This is a genomic window from Actinocrispum wychmicini, from assembly GCF_004345645.1.
In the GTDB taxonomy this organism is placed as follows: domain Bacteria; phylum Actinomycetota; class Actinomycetes; order Mycobacteriales; family Pseudonocardiaceae; genus Kibdelosporangium; species Kibdelosporangium wychmicini.
Genome location: NZ_SLWS01000004.1, coordinates 107865 through 128782 on the forward strand (window position 1 = coordinate 107865; position 20918 = coordinate 128782).

The 20918-nt window shown below is 66.2% G+C and carries 16 protein-coding genes; 4 read left to right on the forward strand and 12 right to left on the reverse strand.

The window, feature by feature from the left end:
- Positions 1-116: 116 nt before the first annotated feature.
- The 3 genes from EV192_RS55860 to EV192_RS18625 form a co-directional block, all read right to left on the reverse strand.
- A complete protein-coding gene (locus EV192_RS55860) occupies positions 117-446 on the reverse strand; it encodes a helix-turn-helix domain-containing protein (RefSeq protein WP_243726929.1) in 330 nt (109 codons plus the stop codon).
- Complete coding sequence (locus EV192_RS53895; protein WP_165960466.1) at positions 443-598, reverse strand: hypothetical protein; 156 nt, start codon at positions 596-598, stop codon at positions 443-445. The genes EV192_RS55860 and EV192_RS53895 overlap by 4 nt, the downstream gene beginning before the upstream one ends.
- Before the next feature lie 134 nt (positions 599-732).
- Positions 733-1206 carry a hypothetical protein gene (locus tag EV192_RS18625; protein WP_132117013.1) on the reverse strand — a complete coding sequence of 158 codons (474 nt, stop codon included), beginning with the start codon at positions 1204-1206 and terminating at the stop codon, positions 733-735.
- A gap of 307 nt (positions 1207-1513) precedes the next feature.
- On the opposite strand from EV192_RS18625, the gene EV192_RS18630 reads away from it, so the two are divergent.
- The 3 genes from EV192_RS18630 (at position 1514) to EV192_RS18640 (ending at position 4776) form a co-directional block, all read left to right on the forward strand.
- Positions 1514-2473 carry a tyrosine-type recombinase/integrase gene (locus EV192_RS18630; protein WP_132117015.1) on the forward strand — a complete coding sequence of 320 codons (960 nt, stop codon included), beginning with the start codon at positions 1514-1516 and terminating at the stop codon, positions 2471-2473.
- Positions 2466-2750: a hypothetical protein gene (locus EV192_RS55865; RefSeq protein WP_243726930.1), complete on the forward strand. Its 285-nt coding sequence runs from the start codon at positions 2466-2468 to the stop codon at positions 2748-2750. The genes EV192_RS18630 and EV192_RS55865 overlap by 8 nt, the downstream gene beginning before the upstream one ends.
- Before the next feature lie 757 nt (positions 2751-3507).
- Entirely contained in the window at positions 3508-4776 is a 1269-nt protein-coding gene (locus tag EV192_RS18640; RefSeq protein WP_165960467.1) for a helix-turn-helix domain-containing protein, read from the forward strand.
- On the opposite strand, the gene EV192_RS18645 is transcribed toward EV192_RS18640, so the two are convergent.
- From EV192_RS18645 to EV192_RS18685, 9 genes are all read right to left on the reverse strand, one after another.
- A complete protein-coding gene (locus tag EV192_RS18645) occupies positions 4763-5410 on the reverse strand; it encodes an HAD family hydrolase (RefSeq protein ID WP_132117019.1) in 648 nt (215 codons plus the stop codon). The two genes, EV192_RS18640 and EV192_RS18645, sit on opposite strands and share 14 nt — an antisense overlap.
- A gap of 239 nt (positions 5411-5649) precedes the next feature.
- Complete coding sequence (locus EV192_RS18650; RefSeq protein ID WP_132117021.1) at positions 5650-8784, reverse strand: WD40/YVTN/BNR-like repeat-containing protein; 3135 nt, start codon at positions 8782-8784, stop codon at positions 5650-5652.
- A 122-nt stretch (positions 8785-8906) separates the two neighbouring features.
- A complete protein-coding gene (locus EV192_RS18655; RefSeq protein ID WP_132117023.1) occupies positions 8907-9287 on the reverse strand; it encodes a hypothetical protein in 381 nt (126 codons plus the stop codon).
- A gap of 21 nt (positions 9288-9308) precedes the next feature.
- Entirely contained in the window at positions 9309-9863 is a 555-nt protein-coding gene (locus EV192_RS18660) for a hypothetical protein (protein WP_132117025.1), read from the reverse strand.
- 101 nt (positions 9864-9964) lie between these two features.
- Complete coding sequence (locus tag EV192_RS18665; protein ID WP_243726931.1) at positions 9965-11404, reverse strand: sialidase family protein; 1440 nt, start codon at positions 11402-11404, stop codon at positions 9965-9967.
- A gap of 242 nt (positions 11405-11646) precedes the next feature.
- Positions 11647-13533, reverse strand: a complete 1887-nt coding sequence (locus tag EV192_RS18670) for a sialidase family protein (protein WP_132117027.1) — start codon at positions 13531-13533, stop codon at positions 11647-11649.
- Between the two features lie 109 nt (positions 13534-13642).
- Positions 13643-15283: a hypothetical protein gene (locus tag EV192_RS18675; protein ID WP_132117029.1), complete on the reverse strand. Its 1641-nt coding sequence runs from the start codon at positions 15281-15283 to the stop codon at positions 13643-13645.
- Positions 15284-15432: 149 nt separating this feature from the next.
- Positions 15433-15903, reverse strand: a complete 471-nt coding sequence (locus EV192_RS18680; RefSeq protein ID WP_132117031.1) for a hypothetical protein — start codon at positions 15901-15903, stop codon at positions 15433-15435.
- An 82-nt stretch (positions 15904-15985) separates the two neighbouring features.
- Positions 15986-17239, reverse strand: a complete 1254-nt coding sequence (locus tag EV192_RS18685) for a hypothetical protein (protein WP_132117033.1) — start codon at positions 17237-17239, stop codon at positions 15986-15988.
- An 832-nt stretch (positions 17240-18071) separates the two neighbouring features.
- Here EV192_RS18685 and EV192_RS18690 point away from each other — a divergent pair.
- Complete coding sequence (locus EV192_RS18690) at positions 18072-20408, forward strand: WD40/YVTN/BNR-like repeat-containing protein (protein WP_132117035.1); 2337 nt, start codon at positions 18072-18074, stop codon at positions 20406-20408.
- Positions 20409-20918: the final 510 nt, after the last annotated feature.

A 20918-nucleotide genomic window follows, 5' to 3' on the forward strand; every position in this document is an offset into this window, starting at 1 on the left:
GGCAGGCTTTGCCCCTCGTGGTGTCGTTGTTTGCCCCTCGTGCCGGTCGAGTTTGCCCCTCGTGCTGGTCAACGGGCGGCACATTGTGCCCCTCGCGACGCGCGTTATCCACAGCGTCAGCCGCTTTGTCCACAGTCGTGTCGGTGCATGGCGAGGTCGTAGCCGTTAGGTCGGCGGTCGGCTCGTTTCACGTAGGCGGCCACGATGTCCGGGTCCGACCCCTGGATCAGGTCGAGCTTTTCCAGCTCGCGCAGGGCATAGCGGATAGAACGCTCAGACAGTCGCGTGTACTGCGCCAACCTAGCCAGGGACGGGAAGGCGTTGCGGCCGTCGGGGTCGGCGTGGTTGGCCAACCCGACCAGTACCACCGCCAGGCTGGACGCATCCCGCCGATCGCGGGGGATAGGCGCCGCGTTCAGCGCCCACCGGATGGCTTCGATGCTCACTGGCCACCACCGCATTCGTCGGCCCCGGCTGTGCGGATGCGGTAGAGCAGTGACACTACGGTGCCCACGGTCGAGGTGCCCCACTCGGCCAGCCAAGCGATGATCCGCCGGTCGTGAGCGCCCAACTCGATGCCGTCCAACGCTTCCAGCAACGCCGCTACGCGATCCTCACGCCAGGCGTCTCCATCGTCGTGGACGGTCCTCCGTGGGCGCAGGTTCTCGGCGACATTGAACGGCGGTCGAACTCGGTGCGGTGCATGCTGAAGCGGCGCACGGTGCTGGCCGGTCACAGGGCCACCGCCTCGGCCAGTGCGGACAGCTGACTGGCCTCGGTATCGGTGAACCCGATCGAGCCGGTGTGACGTCGAAGATCAACCTGCCCGGCAATCCATACGTGGAACCCGTCGCGTGCCTCGGTTTCCGCCAGACTCATCGCGAAGCCAACCTGCATCCACGACTCCACTGCGCCTACCCGCAACAAGTCGGCCACCGCGCACCATCGCCCTGCGAGTGCCTCCTGGGCGATCCGCGCTCCATACGCCAGTTCGACGAACAAGTCCTCGGAATCCAGTTCCACCGTGCCAGAGTGTTTGGCCAGCAAGGCCCGGATGCGGGCCCCCGACCACTGCTCCACCATCGAATCCACCGACTGGCGCGGAATGTCGTGCGGGCTGCGGATCTTCTTACGGGCCACGTGGGTGGTCGACTCGCGTTGCTGGAGCGGTGCCGCGGCTGCCGAACTTGGGGTGGTGTTCTTCATCTACAGGACCTCTGAGACTCGGGTCCCGTCTCACACGCGTCTCACAGACCTGTGGGACGGGGCCGGATTGGAGGCCCTGTCCTGGACTTTCTCCGGACTCGACCAGCCGAAATGGACTGGGCAGGATGCCCGCGGACACCCGTTGGCCCGCTGGGGGTCAAGGGGTCGCAGGTTCAAATCCTGTCGTCCCGACGGTGGGAAGGGTTTCCGCAGGTCACAGCCTACGGGAACCCTTCTTTTATGATCTTGTTCGGTTCTTCCAGGTCAAGCACGCCGCTCAGCGACACCTTGACCCGGAGGGTTCCGAATGCCACTTCTTGATCTTCCCAAGCTGACCGCGGACCTGTCCGCGACGTGGGCCGGCTACCTGCGGGACTGGGACCGCTCCCTGCGCTCTGCGAACTATCCGGAGACGACCCGCTACAACTACCTGCTCGCCGCCAGCCAGCTCGCCGGCTACCTCGCCGAGTACTCGCCGGACCCGGACGCCGACGACGCGACCCAAGACCCCGCCGAGGTCACCAAGGCCCACGTGGAAGCGTTCCAGGGCTGGATGATCGAGACCCGGTCTGCCTCGACCGCGTTGAACAAGCACAAGGGGCTGCAGCAGTTCTTCAAGTGGCTGCGTGACGACGAGGAGGAGATCACCCGGTCGCCGATGGAGCGTGTGCGCCAGCCGCAGGTGCCGACGAAACTGATCCCGATCATCCGCAACCACGACACCACGAAGGTCTTGGACACCTGCAAGGGCAAGAAGTTCATCCAGATCCGGGACGAGGCCATCATCCGGCTGTACAGCAACACCGGTGGCCGCCTGTCCGAGGTCGCGAACCTCACTGTGGATGACGTGGATCAGAACACTGAGTCGGTCCGGTATCACGGGAAGGGTGGCAAGGACCGCCGTGTCCGGTACGGGCCGAAGACGGCGCGGGCGATCAGCCGCTACCTGCGGGCCCGCGCGAAGCATGCCGGCGCATCGTTGCCCCAACTGTGGGTCGCGGAGCGAGGTGCTCGTCCGTTCCAGGCTAATGGGATCAAGATCATGCTGCGGCGCCGTGGGAAGGCCGCGGGCCTGCCGGGCGTGTTCGCACATCGGTGGCGACACAACTTCGCGCACGAGTGGAAACGCGCGGGTGGCGATACCGGGGATCTGATGATGCTGATGGGCTGGGCATCCGAGGACATGCCGCGCCACTACGGCCAGAGCGCTGCCGCCGAGCGCGCCCAGGAGGTACACGCTCGTATGGGGATCGGCGACGATGTCTGACCGCTCAGCAGGGAGCAGCCCGATCCGCACGGTCTCGGCGATCATGGGGGTCGCCGTCGGGCTCACGTTCCTCTTTGGCTTTGGCAACGTCCTGAATCTCGCGCTGCGGCTAGGCGTCCCGGTGTGGATCGCGCCGCTGATCGCCCCAGCACTGGACCTGTCCGTGCTGGGCCTGCTGCGGGCGGTCAGGTTCTCGCGATGCACGACGTCCCGGCGCAGCGGTTGCGGCCGGCACGGCGCCTTCTGCTGTTCGCGAGCATCGTCACGTTGGCGTTGAACGTTGCCGCCCCCCTGCTCGCTGGGCGGTTTGGGCGGGCTCTGTTTGATGCAGTGGGTCCGTTGCTGTTGATCGGCTGGGCGGAGGTGGGCCCCAGCCTCTTGCAGACGATCAACTCGGTCGATCACCACACAGATCATCAGAAGAGCACTGATCCACGGCACAGCGGCCTTCCGCAGGCCGCTCCGGCGAAGCCATTCATCCGTTCCACTCGGGACAGTGACGTAGTGAACTCTCGTGAAGAGCGGGAGTTGGTCGCGTTGGCACGGGCAGAGGACGCGCGACATCGGGAGGAGCGTCAACGGCCGATCTCGGCCGAGACACTTCGGAAGCGTTTGCGCATCGGAGCTGTGAGGTCTCGAAGGCTCGTGACAGTGATTCGCAGTGAGCGATCTGTAGACAGTGGACAGCGAGATCGGGCCGGAGCACGGACGTGTGCGGGGTAAGTCGACTGGACGCTATGCGTGTGAGGCTCCGGCGGAGTGCACGTCCCAGGGTGACTCCAGGACCAGGTGGCAGGACGCCCGGACTGACCGTGAGTTTGTGGTGTGGTGGCTACGCCGGTCGAGACAGCGCAGATGATCAGGGTGGCACTGAGCCTTCTGTCTATCCGCAACCTCCAGCATTACGGTTCGTCCTTTTGGGTGCTGGTACGTCCGTCGGTGCTGGAATGCGATCAGCGAAGCTATGATTCCAAATAGAGTGGAACACGCGGATGGCCTGTTCCCTAACCGCAGTGACGTACCGGAGTCCGGACGTGAGCAACGACGCACCCACACAGGAGAACGAGTTCCAGGCCGTGGCCCGTTTGGCCGGCGAGATCCGGCGCCTCCGGAAGGCAGCTGGTCTGTCGCAGTCGAAGCTTGCCGCTGATCTCGGCTACACCCGCCAGTACGTGTCGCGCGCTGAACGCTCTGGGCGACCTCTGCCTTCGGCTGACCTGGTCAAAGCTCTCGACCTAGCTCTGGCCGCAGGTGGAGAGCTCCTTCGACTCCGTGAACAAGCGCAACTCGAGCAGCGTGCTCGCAGGCATGCCACCGGCGCTGATGTCGAAGTAGGCCAAGTCGACCACGGTGAGGAGATACACGCGGGCATCCAGCGGCTGCGCAGGGTCCTCGACGCGCGCGATCTGTACCAAGGTGGTTTCACGAGACCGGCCCATGTACTTGATCAGGCGGTCGTGCAGTTGACAGAGGCGCGGCTGCAAGCCCGTTATGTGCAGATCGCTCGGACGGCGCCCGAGCTGATCGCCGAAATTCTGCAGGCTCAGGCAGAAGGTCAACAAAACTTGAGTCGCGCGTTGACCCTGGCGTATCGCGCCGCCGACGGGCTCGCGTTCAAGTACGGCTATACGGATTTGTCCGCTCGGCTTATTGAACTGATGCGCGGCACGGCGGAAGAATCGGGTGACGAGCTCCTGATTGGGACCGTATCGTACGTGCGGACCGAAACGTTCTTCGCGACCGATGACCTCGAAACAGCTCGATGCAGTCTGACCCAAGCCCTGGATCGCATTCCCACCAAAGCCCTGGTCACTGCGCCAGGTTCGGCCGTGAATGGCTCGTTGCACATGAGGGCAGCAGTCGTCGCAGCCCGACTGGGAGAGAGCGACTCCGCCCGCGATCACCTTGTCGACGCGAAGTCGATGGCTGATCAGGCGCCCGAGGGGGTGTACTACGGGACCGCCTTCGGGCCGGACTCCGTGAGAATCCACGAGGTCGCCGTCCACATCGACCTCGGCGACGCGCCGACCGCGCTTGAGCGGACAGGTGTATGGCAGCCCCCGCAGCAGCTTCCCGCAGAACGCCGTTCGCACTACTTCATCGACAGGGCCCGAGCACAGGCCCAAGTGGGCCTCTACGGCGATGCGTACGACGGATTGCGGACCGCGCGGCAGATCGCGCCCCAACAGGTGCGGCACCACCCCCATGTTCGGCAGTCGCTGGCAGCCCTGATGCGAACACGCCTGGGTCGCGACGCCGACGTGCGAAACTTCGCGGGTTGGGCCGGGCTCAGCGTGCGTTAGCCAGCAACTCGGGCAGCTCGGCGAGCGAGTCGATGATCCAGTCGGCGGACTCGACCATCGCAGGATCGTTCGCCCAAAGATAGCCCCATGGCCCTCGCCGGATCAGCGCGGTGCGAAGGCCGGCGGCTTTGGCTGGGACGATGTCGTTGTCTCGGTGATCACCGACGTAGAGGGTTTTGTTCGGAGCTGTGGACGCCATCGCGATCACGTTCTCGAAGAACGGCGCGGCTGGTTTCGCCACACCCCACTCGCCTGATGTCGCGATCTGATCCACTGGCAGGTGCATCGCGCGTAGCAGCTCGGCGACGAGCGGGGTCTGGTTGCCGGCAATGCCGATCCACATGCCTTGTTCCCGCAAGGCTGCGAGGGCTGGCCGGGCATCCGCGTAGAGGTCTTCATCACTGATGTGTTCGCCACGGCCGGCCTCTTCGCGGAGGCGGCGTTCGTGGGCGACGTCAAAGCCAGGGCGAAAGTACTGGAAAGTTTCGGCGTTGTCCCGGCCCTCTGCGGTGACGGCACCGAGGACGGCCGAGAACGTGTGCCGCGGCACGCCGATCCAGTCCGCCCATGCTCCCCATTCGCGGGAGTCGTCCAGCAAGGTCTCACCGACGTCGAACACCACGGCCTCGATCACGCACAAAGTCCTACGCCATGACCTCCTGACTCTCATGCCCGGGGTACCAAGATCCGCCATTCGTGTCCCCGCGATTCGCCCCGAACCACGCGTGCCAACGCGTGCCTTCTCGGTCCGCTGACGTTGATCGTCCTGGTTCGTTTGGCTGACGACTCGTCGTAGACCCGGTAGTTCGACCTGGTCCGGGCGGCCGGCAGCAACCCGGCCTGTTCCCGATAGACGCTGACCTCAGCGTTGTCCTAGCTGGATTGGTTGACCGCGGCGCAGGTGATCGGTGGCAGTCCCTTGGTCTGGATGAGCTGGTTGAAGGTGGGCACGGTGCTGCTGATGATGTGGGCGAGGTTGTCGAGTTGGGTGCGGAGTTGGCTGGTGAGCAGGGTGAAGACCTGGGTGGTCTGGTCGGTGGGGCGGTTGTCGACGCTTTCGATCACGTCGTGCAGGCCGGCGATCTTGTCGTTGAGCTTGATCGGGAAGTTCAGTGGGTCCTGGGCGGCGCGGAGTTTGGTCTGGTAGAGCGCGTTCTCCACTGTGGACAGTGAGTGGTCGAGATCCACGCCCGCCTGGGTGACCGCTGGATCGGCCGCCTTGCTGACCCGGTCATCCACCTGGGACGTGCAGCCGCGGATGTTGATCACCCCGGTGTTGGCGTCGGTGGTGCGGTCGCGGACGGCGAGGTCCAGGGTGAACTGGGTGTGGATGTCGGCGTCGGTGACGGTGGTGAGTCGAGAGTCCTTGAGCAGGTCGAAGGTCTGCTGGAGGGTTTGGCCGTTGACGGTGAGTCGGATGATGTAGCTGCCGAGGTCGGCTTTGGGGCCGGTGTTGCTGCCGGCCCAGTAGATCAGGCCCGGGAAGCCGACCGCGTTGGGCCAGCGCAGGTTCCAGGTGACGGTCCGGTCGCCGGCGGTGGTGGGCAGGGTGAACGCGGTGACCGGTGTGCCGGCCGGGTCGAGGATGGTGGCGGTTGCCGAACCCGCGTCCCGTTTGAGCGTGTAGCTGATAGTCGCGTTAGGACTGACCGAGCGCACCGGGTTGTTCGGGTCGCGCAGAATGGCCACGGCGTTCTCCGCGTCGGGAGCATGCGTGGTCGGCGGGACGACGGCGGGCGATGGCGCGACGGGCGGGATGGGGGTGACCGGTGGCACGGTTTGGTGGAAGTCCTTGATGTCCTTCGGTGTGGTCTTCGGGGTGAGACGGCGCAGCAGGGTGGCGCCGTCGTCGAGGACGTAGAAGCCGCGGCCGTGGGTGGCGATCACCAGGTCGCCATCCTTGACTGTAATGTCCTGGACGGAGGTGTCCGGCAGGTTGGTGCGCAGTGACTGCCAGGTGGTGCCGTCGTTGAACGACACGTACACCCCGTGCTGGGTGGCGGCGTAGAGCAGGCCGGGACGGACCGGGTCCTCGCGGATGGACCACAGGAAGTCAGCGGGGGCGAAGCCGGTGTTGATCCGTGTCCAGGTGCGCCCGCCGTTGTGGGTGCGGAAGGCCAGTGGGGTGGTGTCGTCCATTCGGTAGCGGTGCACGGCGAGGTAGGCGGTGCCGGTGTCGAAGTGCCCGGCGTCGATCATGCTCACCCGGCTGAACTTGGTCATCTCCAGCGGGGTCACCGGGTGCCAGGTGCCCCCTTGGTCGGTCACGTGCACCAGGCCGTCGTCCGAGCCCGCCCAGATGATCCGTTTGTCCACTGTGGATGGTGCGATGGCGAACACGGTGGCGTAGTACTCGATGCTGGTCTGGTCCTTGGTGATCGGGCCGCCGGAGTCGCCGAGCGTGGTCGGGTCGTGCCAGGTGAGGTCGGGGCTGATCTGCTGCCAGCTCTGGCCGCCGTTGGTGGACTTCATCACGAACTGCGAGCCGGCGTACACGGCGTCCGGTTCGGCCGGGGTGGTCACCAGCGGGAACGTCCACTGCGGACGGTGCAGCAGGTCGCGCGCCGGGTGGCCCATAGGGTTGTCCGGCCACGGCGTGATGTCTCGCTCGCCCACTCCGCCGCGGTCGAACCGGGTGAGCAGCCAGTCGTAGTTGCCGGCGTAGAAGACGTTGGAATCACGCGGATCCACCGCGATCGGACCACTTTCCCCACCGCCGACACCGAAGCTGTCCGAGCCGCCGGTGGACGACACGCAGACCGAATCCCGGTCCTGTTGCTCGCCGCACACCAAGTAGGGCTTGTCGTTGGTGGTGGTGAGCCGGTAGAACTGCCCGGTCGGGAAGTCCTGGGCGGTCCAGGCAGCGCCGCCGTTCACTGTGACGTTCGCGCCGCCGTCGTTGCCCTCGATCATCCGCTGGTTGTTGTCTGGCGCGATCCACAGGTCGTGGTTGTCAGTGTGTGGTGTGGGGACGGTGGACAGCGTGGTACCGCCGTTGTCGGACCGGAACAGCTGTACGTTCTGTACGTACACCCGGTCGGGCAGGATCGGGTCGGCGAACACGTGCGTGTAGTAGAACGCACGTTGTCGGATCGTCGCGGAGTTGTTGACCAGCTGCCAGGTCGCGCCGGCGTCCTCGGAGCGGAACAGTCCGCCCGCCGGGGCCTCCACAAGCGCGTACACCCGGTTCGGTCGCGCGGCGGACACCGCGAGCCCGATCTTGCCGATCGGCCCGGCCGGCAGTCCCGGTTTGCCGGTCAGCTCGGTCCAGGTGTCGCCGCCGTCGGTTGAGGTGAACAGTCCGCTGCCTGGTCCGCCGCTTTCCAGCAGCCACGGCTTGCGGAACGCGTGCCACAACGACGCGTACACAACGTGGGGGTTTGCCGGATCCAGTTCGACATCCACCGCACCGGCGAGCGCGTCCCGGAACAGCACCCGCTGCCAGTTCGCGCCGCCGTCGGTGGACCGAAACACGCCACGTTCGGCGTTGGGGCCGAACGCGTGCCCCAGCGCGGCGACGTACAGCGTGTCGCAGTGGGTCGGGTCGACCCGGATTTTGCCGATCATCTGCGCGTCGGTCAGCCCCATGTGCTGCCAGGTCCGGCCGCCGTCGGTGGTCTTGTACACCCCGTCGCCCGGGATCACGTCCCCGCGCAGGTCGACCTCACCCATCCCGATGTACACCACATCCGGGTTGGTCGGGCAGACCGCGATCGCGCCCACCGACGAGCTGGAGATCTGGTGGTCGGTGACCGGCGCCCAGTCGGTGCCGCCGTTGGTGCTCTTCCACAACCCGCCGCCGGTGGCGCCGAAGTAGTACTCGTTCGGGCGGGCCGCACTGCCCGCCACGGCGAGCGACCGCCCACCCAGGTTCGGCCCGATGTTGCGCCACACCAGGTTCTGGAACAGCGCGGGGTTGACGTCCCTGCCAGGGGCGGCAGTCGCCGCCGGAGCGGTCAGCAGCGCCGAGGCGAGCGCGGTGAACAGCACGAGTGCGTGCCTGGGCATCAGGGGCATGGTCATGACCTCCCACAGGCGCCAATACCCCACCCTGGCCCCAGCCCGACCGGCCACAACACCCCCCGAACGGCGGGAACACAGCCTCGATCACCTGTGGTCGACGTCGGCCATTACCTAGTGACGCGTGCGAGTTGGTGGTGTGCGAGCGGCACGAACAGTGCGGCCAGCAGGAGTGACAGCAATCTGGTTGGTTCCCACCAAGTTTGCGAGAGGCCAGGAAAGCCGAGCGTTTCCTGGACGACGTAGAGCACCCACGACAGGACAGCCACCCAGATCCCCAAACGCCAGCCGAACCGGCGGTTGCGTGCGATGTTCACCGCCGCGGCGAGGGATCCCATCATCGCGACGACCAGGATAACCGCCGGATAGGCGGCGTACATGGTGAACGACGCGGTTTCGACGAGATAGTGCGGGAGATGCAACCCCAACAACCCGACAACAATGATCAATCCGATGCCCACGCACCGTACCGGTTGTGCGGTGGTCAGCATGAGCGGCCAGTTTCCTTGGTGTCACGTGATAACGGTGATGACAAGTAGCCACAGCTGTCGTGGCTGGCCGCCTCGCGGCAGGTCGTGGGAATCCTGTGGGCGTGCGGTGGCCCGGACGGTGGCCGTGCCAGGGGTTCTGGCAGTCACGGTGGTGTACGTGACGCCCTCCTGGTCGAACCCGAGCGGTCCGACAGTGGCCACGCGCGGGTCGGAGCTGGTGGGTTGCAGCCACCGGTCAGGGTCGATGGGCGGCATCGACAAGATGATCTCGCTGGTGACGTGGACGCAAAGTTGATCTGTCGGTCGCTTCGGTGTCCACGTCAGGGTGATCGTGCCGTTGGTGCACGGGCCGGGGTTCTGCGATGGTGCGGCGGTGGGGCTGATGGGCGGTCCGGGCGGCTGGGTTGAAGTGGCGGATGTCGGCGTTGCGGATGCCGTCGTGGATTCAGACCCGGTCGCCGCCGATGCGCCGGGGTGTGGCTGCTCGGCGGCGACGGGCGCGTCTGGGGTGCGGATGGTGAGGATCAGCACGATGCCGCCGGCGAGCGCCACCGCGATCACTGCGGCGGTGATCAAGATCAGGCGTCGGCCGGGACACGTCCCTTGGATAGTCCTGTGCGCTGGCTATTGCAATGCCGAGCCCCGGCGTTCTAGTCGTGAACGCCGGGGCCGTTCTGTCAGAACGCGGTGACCAAACTGGCCTTCTGGTTGCTCGCTGTGCCGAGCACGTCGGCTGACGCTCGGATGGCGCCTCCGGTCACCGGAAGCCCTCCGGTGGGCGCGTTCATGCCCAGGTTGAAGGTGCTGCCGGTGGGCGCGGTGCCGATCGGGATCACCGGGAAGGCGTTACCGCCGGACCGAACCGAGGTGGAGATGTAGTCGCCGAACATCCGGCCCTGGGAGGTGTTGGGGATCCAGGACAACGACATCGGCCCGGCGACCTGGGTGGCGGCGCTCCAGCTGGTGCCGCCGTTGGTGGACGACACGAAGCCGACGGTCAGCTGGCAGGTGGCCGCGGTGCAGTTCGCGGTGGGGTAGAAGTAGTACGTCAGACCGATCCGGGCGGTGGCGCCGGAGGTGGACGGGTCGATGCCGATGCCAGGCACGAAGTGGTCGACCGTGCTGGTGGTGGCGTCGATCGGCACCCGAACCGGCGCTGCCCAGGTGGTCTCGCTGGTGGACTTGCTCAGCACGATGTCGTTGCTGGGGCAGCCGGACCGGAACCGGCAGTCGGCCCAGACGACGTACGCGGTGCCGGCCGCATCGATCTCAGCGCTGGGCAGGGACTCCTCGCGCAGGCCACCGGCCGCGTCGTGATGGCTGACGGCCGACACGAGCACGGTGGAACGCCAACTGTTGCCGCCATCGATCGAACGGAACGACCGGATCTGGCCGTTGCCGGACAAGTACGGCACCAGAACCGTCCCGTTAGGACGCACAACCGGCTGGCCGCCCAGACCGCTGGCATTGTCGCCGGTAGCGCGGGCCGGACCCCAGGTCGCGCCGCCGTTGCTGGATGTCGTCATGCGCAGGGCGTTCCCGTTGCTGGTGACGTCGTACTCGGTGTAGCAGTTGCCGAAGAACTGGCTGGTCGTCGTGTTGTCGCAGACGATCCAGTTCTTGTCGTTGGACCCTGTGGCGGTGGTGACGGGGTTGCTCCAGGTCAGTCCGCCGTCGGTGGACCGGCTGGTGAACACCGGGGTGTTCGGGCAGGTGACGCCCAGGGTGGAGATCAGCCAGACGTTGTGTTTGGCGTCGAAGGCCACCGAGGCGTCACTGAGCGACCCGCAGGGGCCGCCGGAGTTTCCTGTGGTGCCAGGAAGAAAGCCCTGGGTCCAGGTCGCGCCGCCGTTGGTGGACGTGGCGAATCCGACATTGGAGGCACCGCCGCCGGACACCCGGCCGACCTGGAACGCCGAGACGATCGTGGTGCCGAAGGAGAATGTGTCCGGTTCGACCTCGGTACGGTGCTGCGCTTGGGCGTCGGTGAACGGGTCGGAACTGACTTGTGTGACCGCGACATTCGCGGCAGCCGGTCCGGCGGCGAGGAACATCCCGGCGACGACGGCGGGTGGAAGTAGTGCTGCGGTGATCAGAGTGCGTGCAGTCACAGACATGGCACTGTCAGCTTTCGTCAGTGAGCGACAAGGCAGGGAACTCGGGCCCTCATCCAGCCACACACACCGAGACGAGGTAAATCCGCCGGACGGCTCACCTCGAAAGTAGCGGGGTGGACAGAATCGTCTCAAAGTGGCGAAATGGTGCATAACAAGGACAGGATCGAGGGAATGGTCCTGTGATCTCATATTCGACCCCGACACGAGGATGCCGGGCAGCGCCCGGCAACCTCGTCTCTCAGCTATCGCAGGGAAATCGCTTTGGTGTAGATGTCTTGGTCGTTGGCGACAGACGCGTTCGGGGCGCCGCCTTCGCATACCGCCGGCGCAGTGGTGGGTGTTCCGGTGCCGGGGCACAGGAACAGGTCCACCGGCCGGGTGTCCGACCAGACTGGGAAGGCGGCCCGGTCGGTGACCGCGATACCCGCGTAGTCACCGTAGAACAGACCACTGAATCCAGTCGGCGGTGGCATGCTCGTCGACGTCACCCGGGTGTGCCGGAACGCGGTGAGGTTGCTGGACGTGGACACGGTGATGTCAGAGAATCCGATGTTCTCGTCCGCGCCGTATTGACGGTCGTAGTAGCTCACCGCGAACGTGCCGTCCGGAGCGAACGCCGCGCCTTGCCAGAACTGGTCCGTGCGGGCCTGTCCGGGCGCCGTGGTGACGACGGGCAGTTGGCGTGGGTCGGTGCCGGGGAAGCTGGCGCCGGAGTTGGTGGACACCGACAGTACGATGTCGTTGTTGCAGGTGCCGTTCTTCACGCCGGTGTAGAGATTGCCGCCGGAGTTGGGGTCCAGGCCAGCGGGTGTGCAGCCGGTGGTCTCGTTGGAGTCGCGGTTGATGTACGACCCGTAGGTGACCACCACCCGGTTCGGTCGGTTCGGGTCGACCGCGCCGATCGGGTACTGGCTGGCCCGGAAGATCGAGTTCGCCGACGGTCCCTTCTCCGGCACGCACGCTCGGCCCGGGTCCTGGCCGTTCTGGTAGGTCGCGCAGTCGGGCAGCTCGTAGAAGAAACCGACCCGCACCGGGGCGGAGAACGTCTGGCCGCCGTCGGTCGAGCGAGTCAGCAACACCTGGCTGCGGTTCTCTGTGCCGGTTACAGCACTGTTGAAGTTGTTGAACACCACGTACAGCGTGCCGTCCGGGCCGGTGAACGGCTGGGAGTCCTGGTTCTGGTTACAGGTGCCGGCCGGTGTCGGCAACCCCAAGGTGTTGTCACACAAGAGACTGGTCGTACTCACCAACACTGGCGCGGTGAACGTCTCACCATAGTCGGCTGAGTGTGCCGAGTAGATGTATCCGGTGCCGTCCGCGGCGAACGTGGTCCAGGTCAGGTACACCCGGTCGGCGAACCGGCTGCCGTGATGGTTGTCCACGGTCAGCAACTGCTTGTCCAGCAGGAAATCACCGGCGCCAGCGGTGTCGTTGTGCACCGCCGCGGGGCGTCCGGGGAAGTTGAAGGACGCGCCGTTGCTGCCGGTGGAACGGTAGACGTAGAACGCGCTGGACTGGTCCGGGTTGGGTGAGGTGCCCGCGCCGCGGAGGAACATCTGGCACGACAGGTACACGTTTCCCTTGGTATCCCAGGCGGTCGACGTGTCGCCGCCCGCCTGCCAGTACTCGCGGGCCGCGCCGAACGCGTCACCGCGGGTGAACCCGTTGGGCGTCGTCGAATCCGCCCAGGACCGGCCGCCGTCCAGTGAATAGGACACACCGCACGTGCCGTCGCCCCGGCGGTAGTCGTTGTAGCTGGCCACCAGGTGCGCTGGGTTGTTGGGGTCGACCGACACCCAGGTCTCGTTCTGTGCCTGGCCACGGCCCTGCAGGTCAGGATCACTGATGTTCAGACAGTTCTGGTTGACCTTCACGTTGTCGCCGAACTGGTTCGCGCAGGCCGCGCTGGTCGCCGCCCGGCGCTGTGTGACAGCCACCGGGGCACGGGCCTGGCGGGCGGCGTCATCGCCGTTGAGATTGGCCGCCAGCAGTCCGGACACGTGCCGCTGCTGGATCTTGTTCAGGTGGCTGTACCCGAACGGGGTCGCCGTCGCATGGGGTGCGGCCGCTACAGCGACCGCGACCGTGGTGACTGCCAGGATGATCGGGATTCGTCTTAATCGTTTCATGGCCGATCCGATCCTATGTGGACGAAATCCACCGACGCTAAGCCGCACCGGAATGACCGGCAATAGGCCATTGGAGTGGGCCTGGTACCTAGGTGTGTTTCTCCTGTGGTCAGAATCGACAGCTGGGGAATTTGAACGAGCCGATTCTGGTCTGGCAGCCGTTGGGTGACGATGTGGCGAAGTATTCGTTGGTGTACCAGAAGGTGCAGTCGTCGGATGGGTCCACGTGCAGCGAGGTGTAGTCGCCCCAGCGGGAACTGACCAGTTGTGAACCGGTGCCGTTGATCAGGGTCTGCTCGCCCCTGGCGAGCACTCCGGCGGGGTCGCCGGCGAGCCGGCCGGTGTAGCGGATGCCGGGAAACACGTCGGTCCCGTTGGACACGCTGTAGCCGAGGGCGATGTTGCCGTTCTTGTCCTGTGCGACGCTGCCCATCCAGCGTTGCACGCCGTCGCCTGGTGCGAAGGTGCCTTGCTGGAACAGGCTCGGCGTCGCCGCGCCACGAGGACGGCGCAGTTCGTACCAGCGCACGCCTGCTTCACCAGGGCGTGCCTCCACGGACTGGTTGGTGACCAGTGACTCGTAGCCGCCGAAGTTGCGGTAGGCCAGTCGCCAGGTCGGCCGTTGCCGGTAGGACAGGATGTCCAGCTTGTTGGTCGTGCCGGGCTGGGCGATGCAGTCCCGCGTGTTGGGCGCGGGGTCGCAGGGGAAGATCGAGTCGAACGACGCGACCGGGAGTTGCGCGGCCAAGCCGAACGTGGCGCGCGGTGAAGGTCGCCAGTCCACGTTGAACTCGAAGACGTTCAGCGCGTCGGACGGCGCTCCGTAGGGACCGTTGTCGTCTTGGCTGCCGACGAACCAGTTCGGTGTGGCGCGGCCAGGTGGGCGGTTGCCGTCCCAGTCGGTTGGCAGGAGCCCGTCGCCGGTGAGCCACGGGGTGTCGCCCGGAGGGAGCACGAAGCTGATCGCGCGGGCGGTCGGGTCGCCGGCCAGCATCCGGTGTTTCTCCAGGGCGTACGCGCCAATGCCGACGAAGCTGGTGCCCTGGGCGAACTCGCGGGTGGACAGGAAGTAGCTGTCCGGGTAGACGCCGTACTTGGGGTAGTCCGGGAAGTTCGGGCCGGTGGAGAAGGCGTACCGGAAGTAGGTGCCGGTCGGGTCCGGGCCGGTCGAGACGGCCACGCAGTTCCAGTACTGCGGGCCGGTGACGGTGAACTGGGTGATCAGCCATCGGTCGGCGTGCTGGTCGTACAGCACGATCGCGTCGCCGTTGAACCCGGTGCAGTCGTTGATCGGGAAGCCGGCGAACAGCGTGCCGATCTGCGCAGGACCGGCGAGCCGCAGACCGGTCTTGCTGTAGACCGCGTACTGAACGTTGACGACCTGGACGTAGTGGTTGGGGCCGACGTCGCCGTCCGGGTCGGGCGGCGAGATCAGGGTCGGGTTCGCCGAGTTCGCGATACCCTCGAAATTGATGCGGGGCGGGGAGATCTGTTCGAGTGGGTCCTGTGCCCTTCGGGCGTTGTCCTGCAGGGCACCGTCCGCGCTGTGCCCCTTGTCGGCGACGACAGGTCCCCGCTCGGAGATAGCGGCGGTGGTTGTCGGGATCGTCGTCTTGGCGAGGTCGCGCAACGGTGGCGAGACATCGAACGCCGCCGCTGCGGTCAGGCGAAACGACTGAGAGACAACAGGTTCGGCTTGTGTCGTGGCGGTCGGTGCGACCGCGACCATGCTCGTCACGAGTGCTATCACGTAGCCGCATCTTCGGCTCATACTTCGTCGCACAGTAAGGAACCTCCTGTTCGTGTCAGCGTCCAAAAGCCTCGCATACAGTGAGAGGGCGGGTAAGTCCACCAGGTGGCCTACGTCGAAGGTATATGTCCACTTCGGATGGTTGGGGTTCAGACAACGGTGACGGTCAGCCGCCATTGTGGCTGGGGTGGTCCGTGCGGGTCACCGGCGAACGGACTGGTAGTCATGGTGACGACAGCGGTGCCAGCGTGTACGGCGGTGCAGGTCGCCTCGGCTGCGCCGCTGGCGAGCTGACGGGCGGTGCAGCGCAGCACGGATTCGTCGGAGCTGGTCGGCACGCTCCAGGGTTGGCTGGGTGACGGCTGCGTGGCGATGTGCAGGCCGGCGCCGATGGTCAGGCACACCGGGGCGGGTTGCTCGGACGGCAGGGCGGTCACGGTGTGCGGGCCGCAGCCGGTGTCAGAGGTTGCCGACGGCGCGGGCGAATTGGTGAGCATTGTGCCGGTGCCGGTGCCGGTGCCGGTGCCGTGTCCTGTGGGTGGCGGTGGCTGGTCCGAGGGCGGGCTGCCTCCGCAACCGGCCGCGACGAGCAGCAGCACGGTCATCCACAGCGTCGACACCGGACGCATCCTGGGCCTCCAACGCGGGTTGGTTGAATCCGACGGGACGCCCCACGTGGAGGCGTCCCGTCAGGCTGACCGGTCAGCAGAAGCTGAGCCGCCCCAGCCGGGTGTTCCAGTCTTCACCAGCCGCGAAGAACTGCTGCGCGACGACGGCGGTGCAGGTGTTCTCCACCGACACCGAGGAGTAGTCACCGAACCGGGTGTTGGTGGACGTGGAGGCGCCGTTCACCAGGACCGCGCCGGTGCCGATCAGGTTGGGCACACCGCCTCCGGGCAGCACCCCGTCGACGGTGACTGAGGTGGCGACGCCTGCGGCAGGGTCGGTGTAGGCCCAGTTGAGCCAGATGTTGTTGCCGTTACCGCCGGCGTCGGAGACTCCGATGGACGGGTTGAAGTCGTCGCTGGTGCCGCTGCGGTAGGCGATGGCGACGAAGGGGACGTTGTCGCTCAGCCGGATCGCGCCGTAGCGGATGCCGGGGAAACCGGCGATGGCGATGCCGTGGGTGAACCAGATGAAGTTGCCGACCTGGTAGGGCGACCATACGATGCGCCCGTCGAGCGGGTCCAACTGGGTGGCGGTGCCGGGCTGGTTGACCTGCCGTGGCGGGCCGTTGAACGCGGAGTTCACCGTGGACTGCAGGGTCAGGGTGGTGCCCGGTCCGGCGCTGTTGGTCATCCGGTAGAGGTTGTATCCGGTGCCGTTCACCGAGGACAGGAAGTAGCTGTTGGCGGTGGGCGGGATCGGGTTGCCGCCGACGGTCACCGGCTGGGTGGTGAAGCTGACCGCGAACGCGGGAAAGCTGAACCCGGCGCCGGAGTAGGCCGCCGACTTCGGGATCGAGAACGCCGCCGAGTTGATGTAGCCGGGGTTGAAGTTGTTGCTGGACAACAGCAGTGCGTCCCTGTCCTGCCCCAGTTGCGGGTAGTCCAGCAGGGTGCCGGCGGGGTACAGGCTGCCGTTGAAGGTCACCCGGAAGACCCACCAGCCGCCGCACGCGTTGCCGCTCTGGCTGGTCGCGACATACAACGCTGCCGCCCCTGTCGCGGATGGTGGTGTCAGCGACACCACCATGCTGAACCGGTCGTTGAGGTTGTCGTACTGCACTCGCGGATCGAACACATCCTCAGTGGCCCCAAGGAATCCGGCCAAGGTCGCGGTGCACTGTTGGCCGCCGGACTTGTCGTAGACGGTGAAGCGCCGGTTGACCGTCTCCACGATCTGCGTCGCGCCCGACGCGGCGTTGATGTCCGACGGTTGCGCGCCACCGCCACCGGCCTGATCGATGCCGTTGAAATTCGCGTTGATCGTGCCAGGAGCCGTCAACGGTCGCACGCCACGGCCGGTGTTCGGGCCCCCAGTCACACGGGCGGTTGATGCGGCAACAGGTTTGGTGCCACGGGGCGCCGCTGCGGGCAGGCTTGCGCCCGCGGGCCGCCCGTCCTGTCCGAGCGGGACATGCTCCGGACCGGCTGTTGTGGCGGCAAGCTCGGCCACGTCCTTGACCTGTACCGCGCGTGCCGTCGCGGCGCCTGTGCCACCGGCGGGAATCCGCGCAGCGTCCGTATGTGCCGACGCCAGACTGACGGGGGCGACTAACAGACTTGGCACCACAGTGGCCGCAAATACTGCGGGCCAACGTTTGAGAATCACTTGTCCTCCCCTAGAAGCAGCTATGAGTCGCGATCTTCCGAATCGGCAGCGATTCACCTCTGGCGACGCGAAACCCCAGTCGCAACAGCAGACAATCTGCTCACCCGCGCTCGTCGCTGTCAATGCGGAGCCAAATGGCCCTATTCTCGTGGTATTCGCGAAACGATGTCTCGGGCAGGAGTGCTTACCCGGCTACAGTAGTTCGGCCACGGAGTCGATCCCGTTGGTACGTCATAAGGGGCACACCTCGGTGAACGAGAAGGTGTCGCGGGCAGCCCTCTCCGGCACTGCCTGGAATGCCGGAAAAGAGTGGCTGTGCCGGAAAGGCGGGTTCACTACTTCCGGTGTGGGCTGAACGGTCCAGCCTCCGTGCTGGGCTTGGTTTCCGTCGATCGTCCGGTGACATTGGACCTTGTCGCGGGTTAGCGTGCCTTCCTGATCAGGGGATTCGCGGGCGAGGTGCGATATGTTCGGTTTCCGTCGGTTATGGGCTTCGTGGCGTTTTGCGCGTCTGGTGGCGATTGTTGCCGCAGTGGTGGTCGCGGCCGGGGTGTTGACCTCGGCGGCCGCGCAGGTGGCCGGATCCGAGGATGTGGATCAGGACGCGGACAGTGGGCAAGTCGACGAAGATGAGGATGTGGGCGGTCCGCAAGCACCGGCGGACTTTCTGAACGACCGGTTCTCATCGTTCCAGACAGTCACGGACGATCAGGTCCAGCAGGCCGAGGCGCAGGCCGCCGAGTTCGGCGAGAACGGCGAGAACTGGCGCCTGGTGGGACCGTCCAACGTCGGCGGGCGGGTGACCGGTCTCGTGGTGGACCCGAGGCGCCCCAACACGATCTACGTCGCGGCGGCCGGTGGCGGGGTGTGGCGCAGCACGGACGCCGGCAACACCTTCCAGTCCGCATGGCCGTCCAGGCTGCCGCAGGCGCTTGGCGCTCTGGAGATGGGACGGGACGGCACGTTGTGGGCAGGCACGGGCGAGGCCAATCCGTCCGGCGGCGGGCTGACGTTCTTCGGCAACGGCGTGTACCGGTCCGATGACGGCGGCCGGTCCTGGGACTCCTGGGGCCTTACCCACAGCGGTTCCATCGGCAGGATCCTGGTCGACCCGGTGAACCCGCGGCGGGTCTTCGTGGCCGCGACCGGCAACCTGTCCGGAACGGCCCAGCAGCGTGGCATCTACCGACTGGACAACAACGGCCGGGACTGGCGGCTCGTGCTGCCGGCGCCGAACAAGACCACCGGTGGCGTCGATCTGGCGATGGATCCCACCAACCACAATCGGATCTACGCCGTGCTGTGGGATCACCAGCGCAACAACGGCGCTCGCGTCTATGGCGGTGTCGGCTCCGGACTGTTCCGGTCCGACAACGGCGGCGACACGTGGACCAGGCTGGAGAACGTGATCGGCACCGCGCCGACCGACAAGACCGGCACCGGGCTGCACAGTGACGCCACCCTCGGCCGCATCGGCATCGCAGTCGCGCCGAACGACCCGAACCGGGTATACGTCATCACAGCTACGCAATACGGTCCGGACAAAGGTTTCTACTACTCCAACGACGGCGGGACCACGCTCGCGCCGGGCGGGCACGCCGGCGGCGACAGTGGCTACGCCTGGTGGTTCGGCAAGTTGTGGGTCGACCCGAAGGACAAGACGCATCTGTTCGAGGCGGACGTGAACCTGCGGGAGTCCACCGACAGCGGCACCACCTGGCACGTGTCGGCCGGTGTGCACGCCGACCAGCACGCGATGCAATGGGACCCGAACCAGCCCGGCCGGGTCTACCTCGGCAACGACGGTGGTGTCTACCGGTCGGACACCAACGGCGCGTCGGCCAGTTGGGTACATGCCACTTACGAGCCCTTCAACCAGTCCTACCACCTGGCCGTGGCCCGGGACGACCCGACGCGGCTGGCCACCGGCCTGCAGGACAACGGCAGCGTCCGGACCTGGACGGCCACGACCCCGCCGGGTGATCTGACGCAGTGGAACGCGTACGGCGGGGGAGACGGCCACGAGGTGCTGATCGACTACAGCGACCACAACGTGTACTACGAGTGCTCACAGGTCGGTGTCTGCCACCGGCATGAGGACTCGAGCGGCACGTCGAAGTCGATCAACTTCGGCGCCCGACACTCCACCAGAACCACCACGGACGCCCCGATCATCCAGGACCCGAACAATCCCAACATCGTGTACTTCGGCGGCAACGTCCTGGACCGCTCCACCGACCGCGGCACCACCTTCACCCAGATCAGCCCACCCGGCGACTTCCTGACCGGTCCAGTGCCGCCGAACGAGGACGACAAGGGACCGTTCTACGCCAACGAGTACGCGACCATCACGTGGATCGCGCCTGCGAAGACCGACCCCAACACGATCTACCTCGGCACCGACACCGGTCGCCTCTGGAAGACGACCGACCTCGGGGCGCACTGGACCGAGTTCACCGGCAAGGGACTGCCCACCCGGTGGGTCAACAGTGTCGTGGTGGACCCCACCGACGCGCGACACGTGTTCGTGGCATTCTCCGGCTACCGCGAGGGCGATCTCGCCGCGAACGTCTGGGAAAGCACGGACGGCGGGACCAACTGGGACAACATCAGCGGCCGGCTGCCCAACGCGCCGGTCGAGATGCTCGCCTACGACCAGTCGAGGCAACGGCTGTACGCCGCCACTGACCTCGGTGTGTTCGTCAACCGCGACGGCCGGCGCAACTGGCGGCGTCTGGGTCGAGGACTGCCCAACACGTCCATCCTGGATATCAAGATCACGGGCGACGGACGAACCCTGTACGCCGCCACCTTCGGCCGCAGCGTCTGGGCCGTCCGTATCGACGACTGACATGCGGAGGTAGCCAGCTCGGACGAGCAGGAAGTCGAAATGCCGCGGTCGACGTGGCGAAGTGGAGGGTGTTGAGCTGGTACTTGTCGAATCCGATCGCGCAGCAGGTCGTCGACTGCCCGCGAAGGGTGTGGGTGGCTGACGCCACCCATAGCCACGTGCTGATGCCGACCGCGAGCAAGAAGGTGATGGACGCATTCGCGGCGTCGCCCTGCACCAGCCAGCCGGGTCGGTCGACATCAACCTCCACGCCGACAGATGCACCGCGAGCGAGCACATCCGGCGTCGACCTCGGTGAGGCATCCAAGATCGCGATCGTCGCCCCAGCAACGACGCGATGTGCATCCGGCTGACCTCGCCGACCACGGGAGAGGACCTCGCCTACTACCAAATCCTGCGCCGCAGCAGTACTTCTGACTTGTGGGAGCCGCCAGGCAGAGCACCAGACTCCCTGGCGACGTACCATGACACCGCACCCAGACACAACACCTGCTTGCACCCCGGACCGTT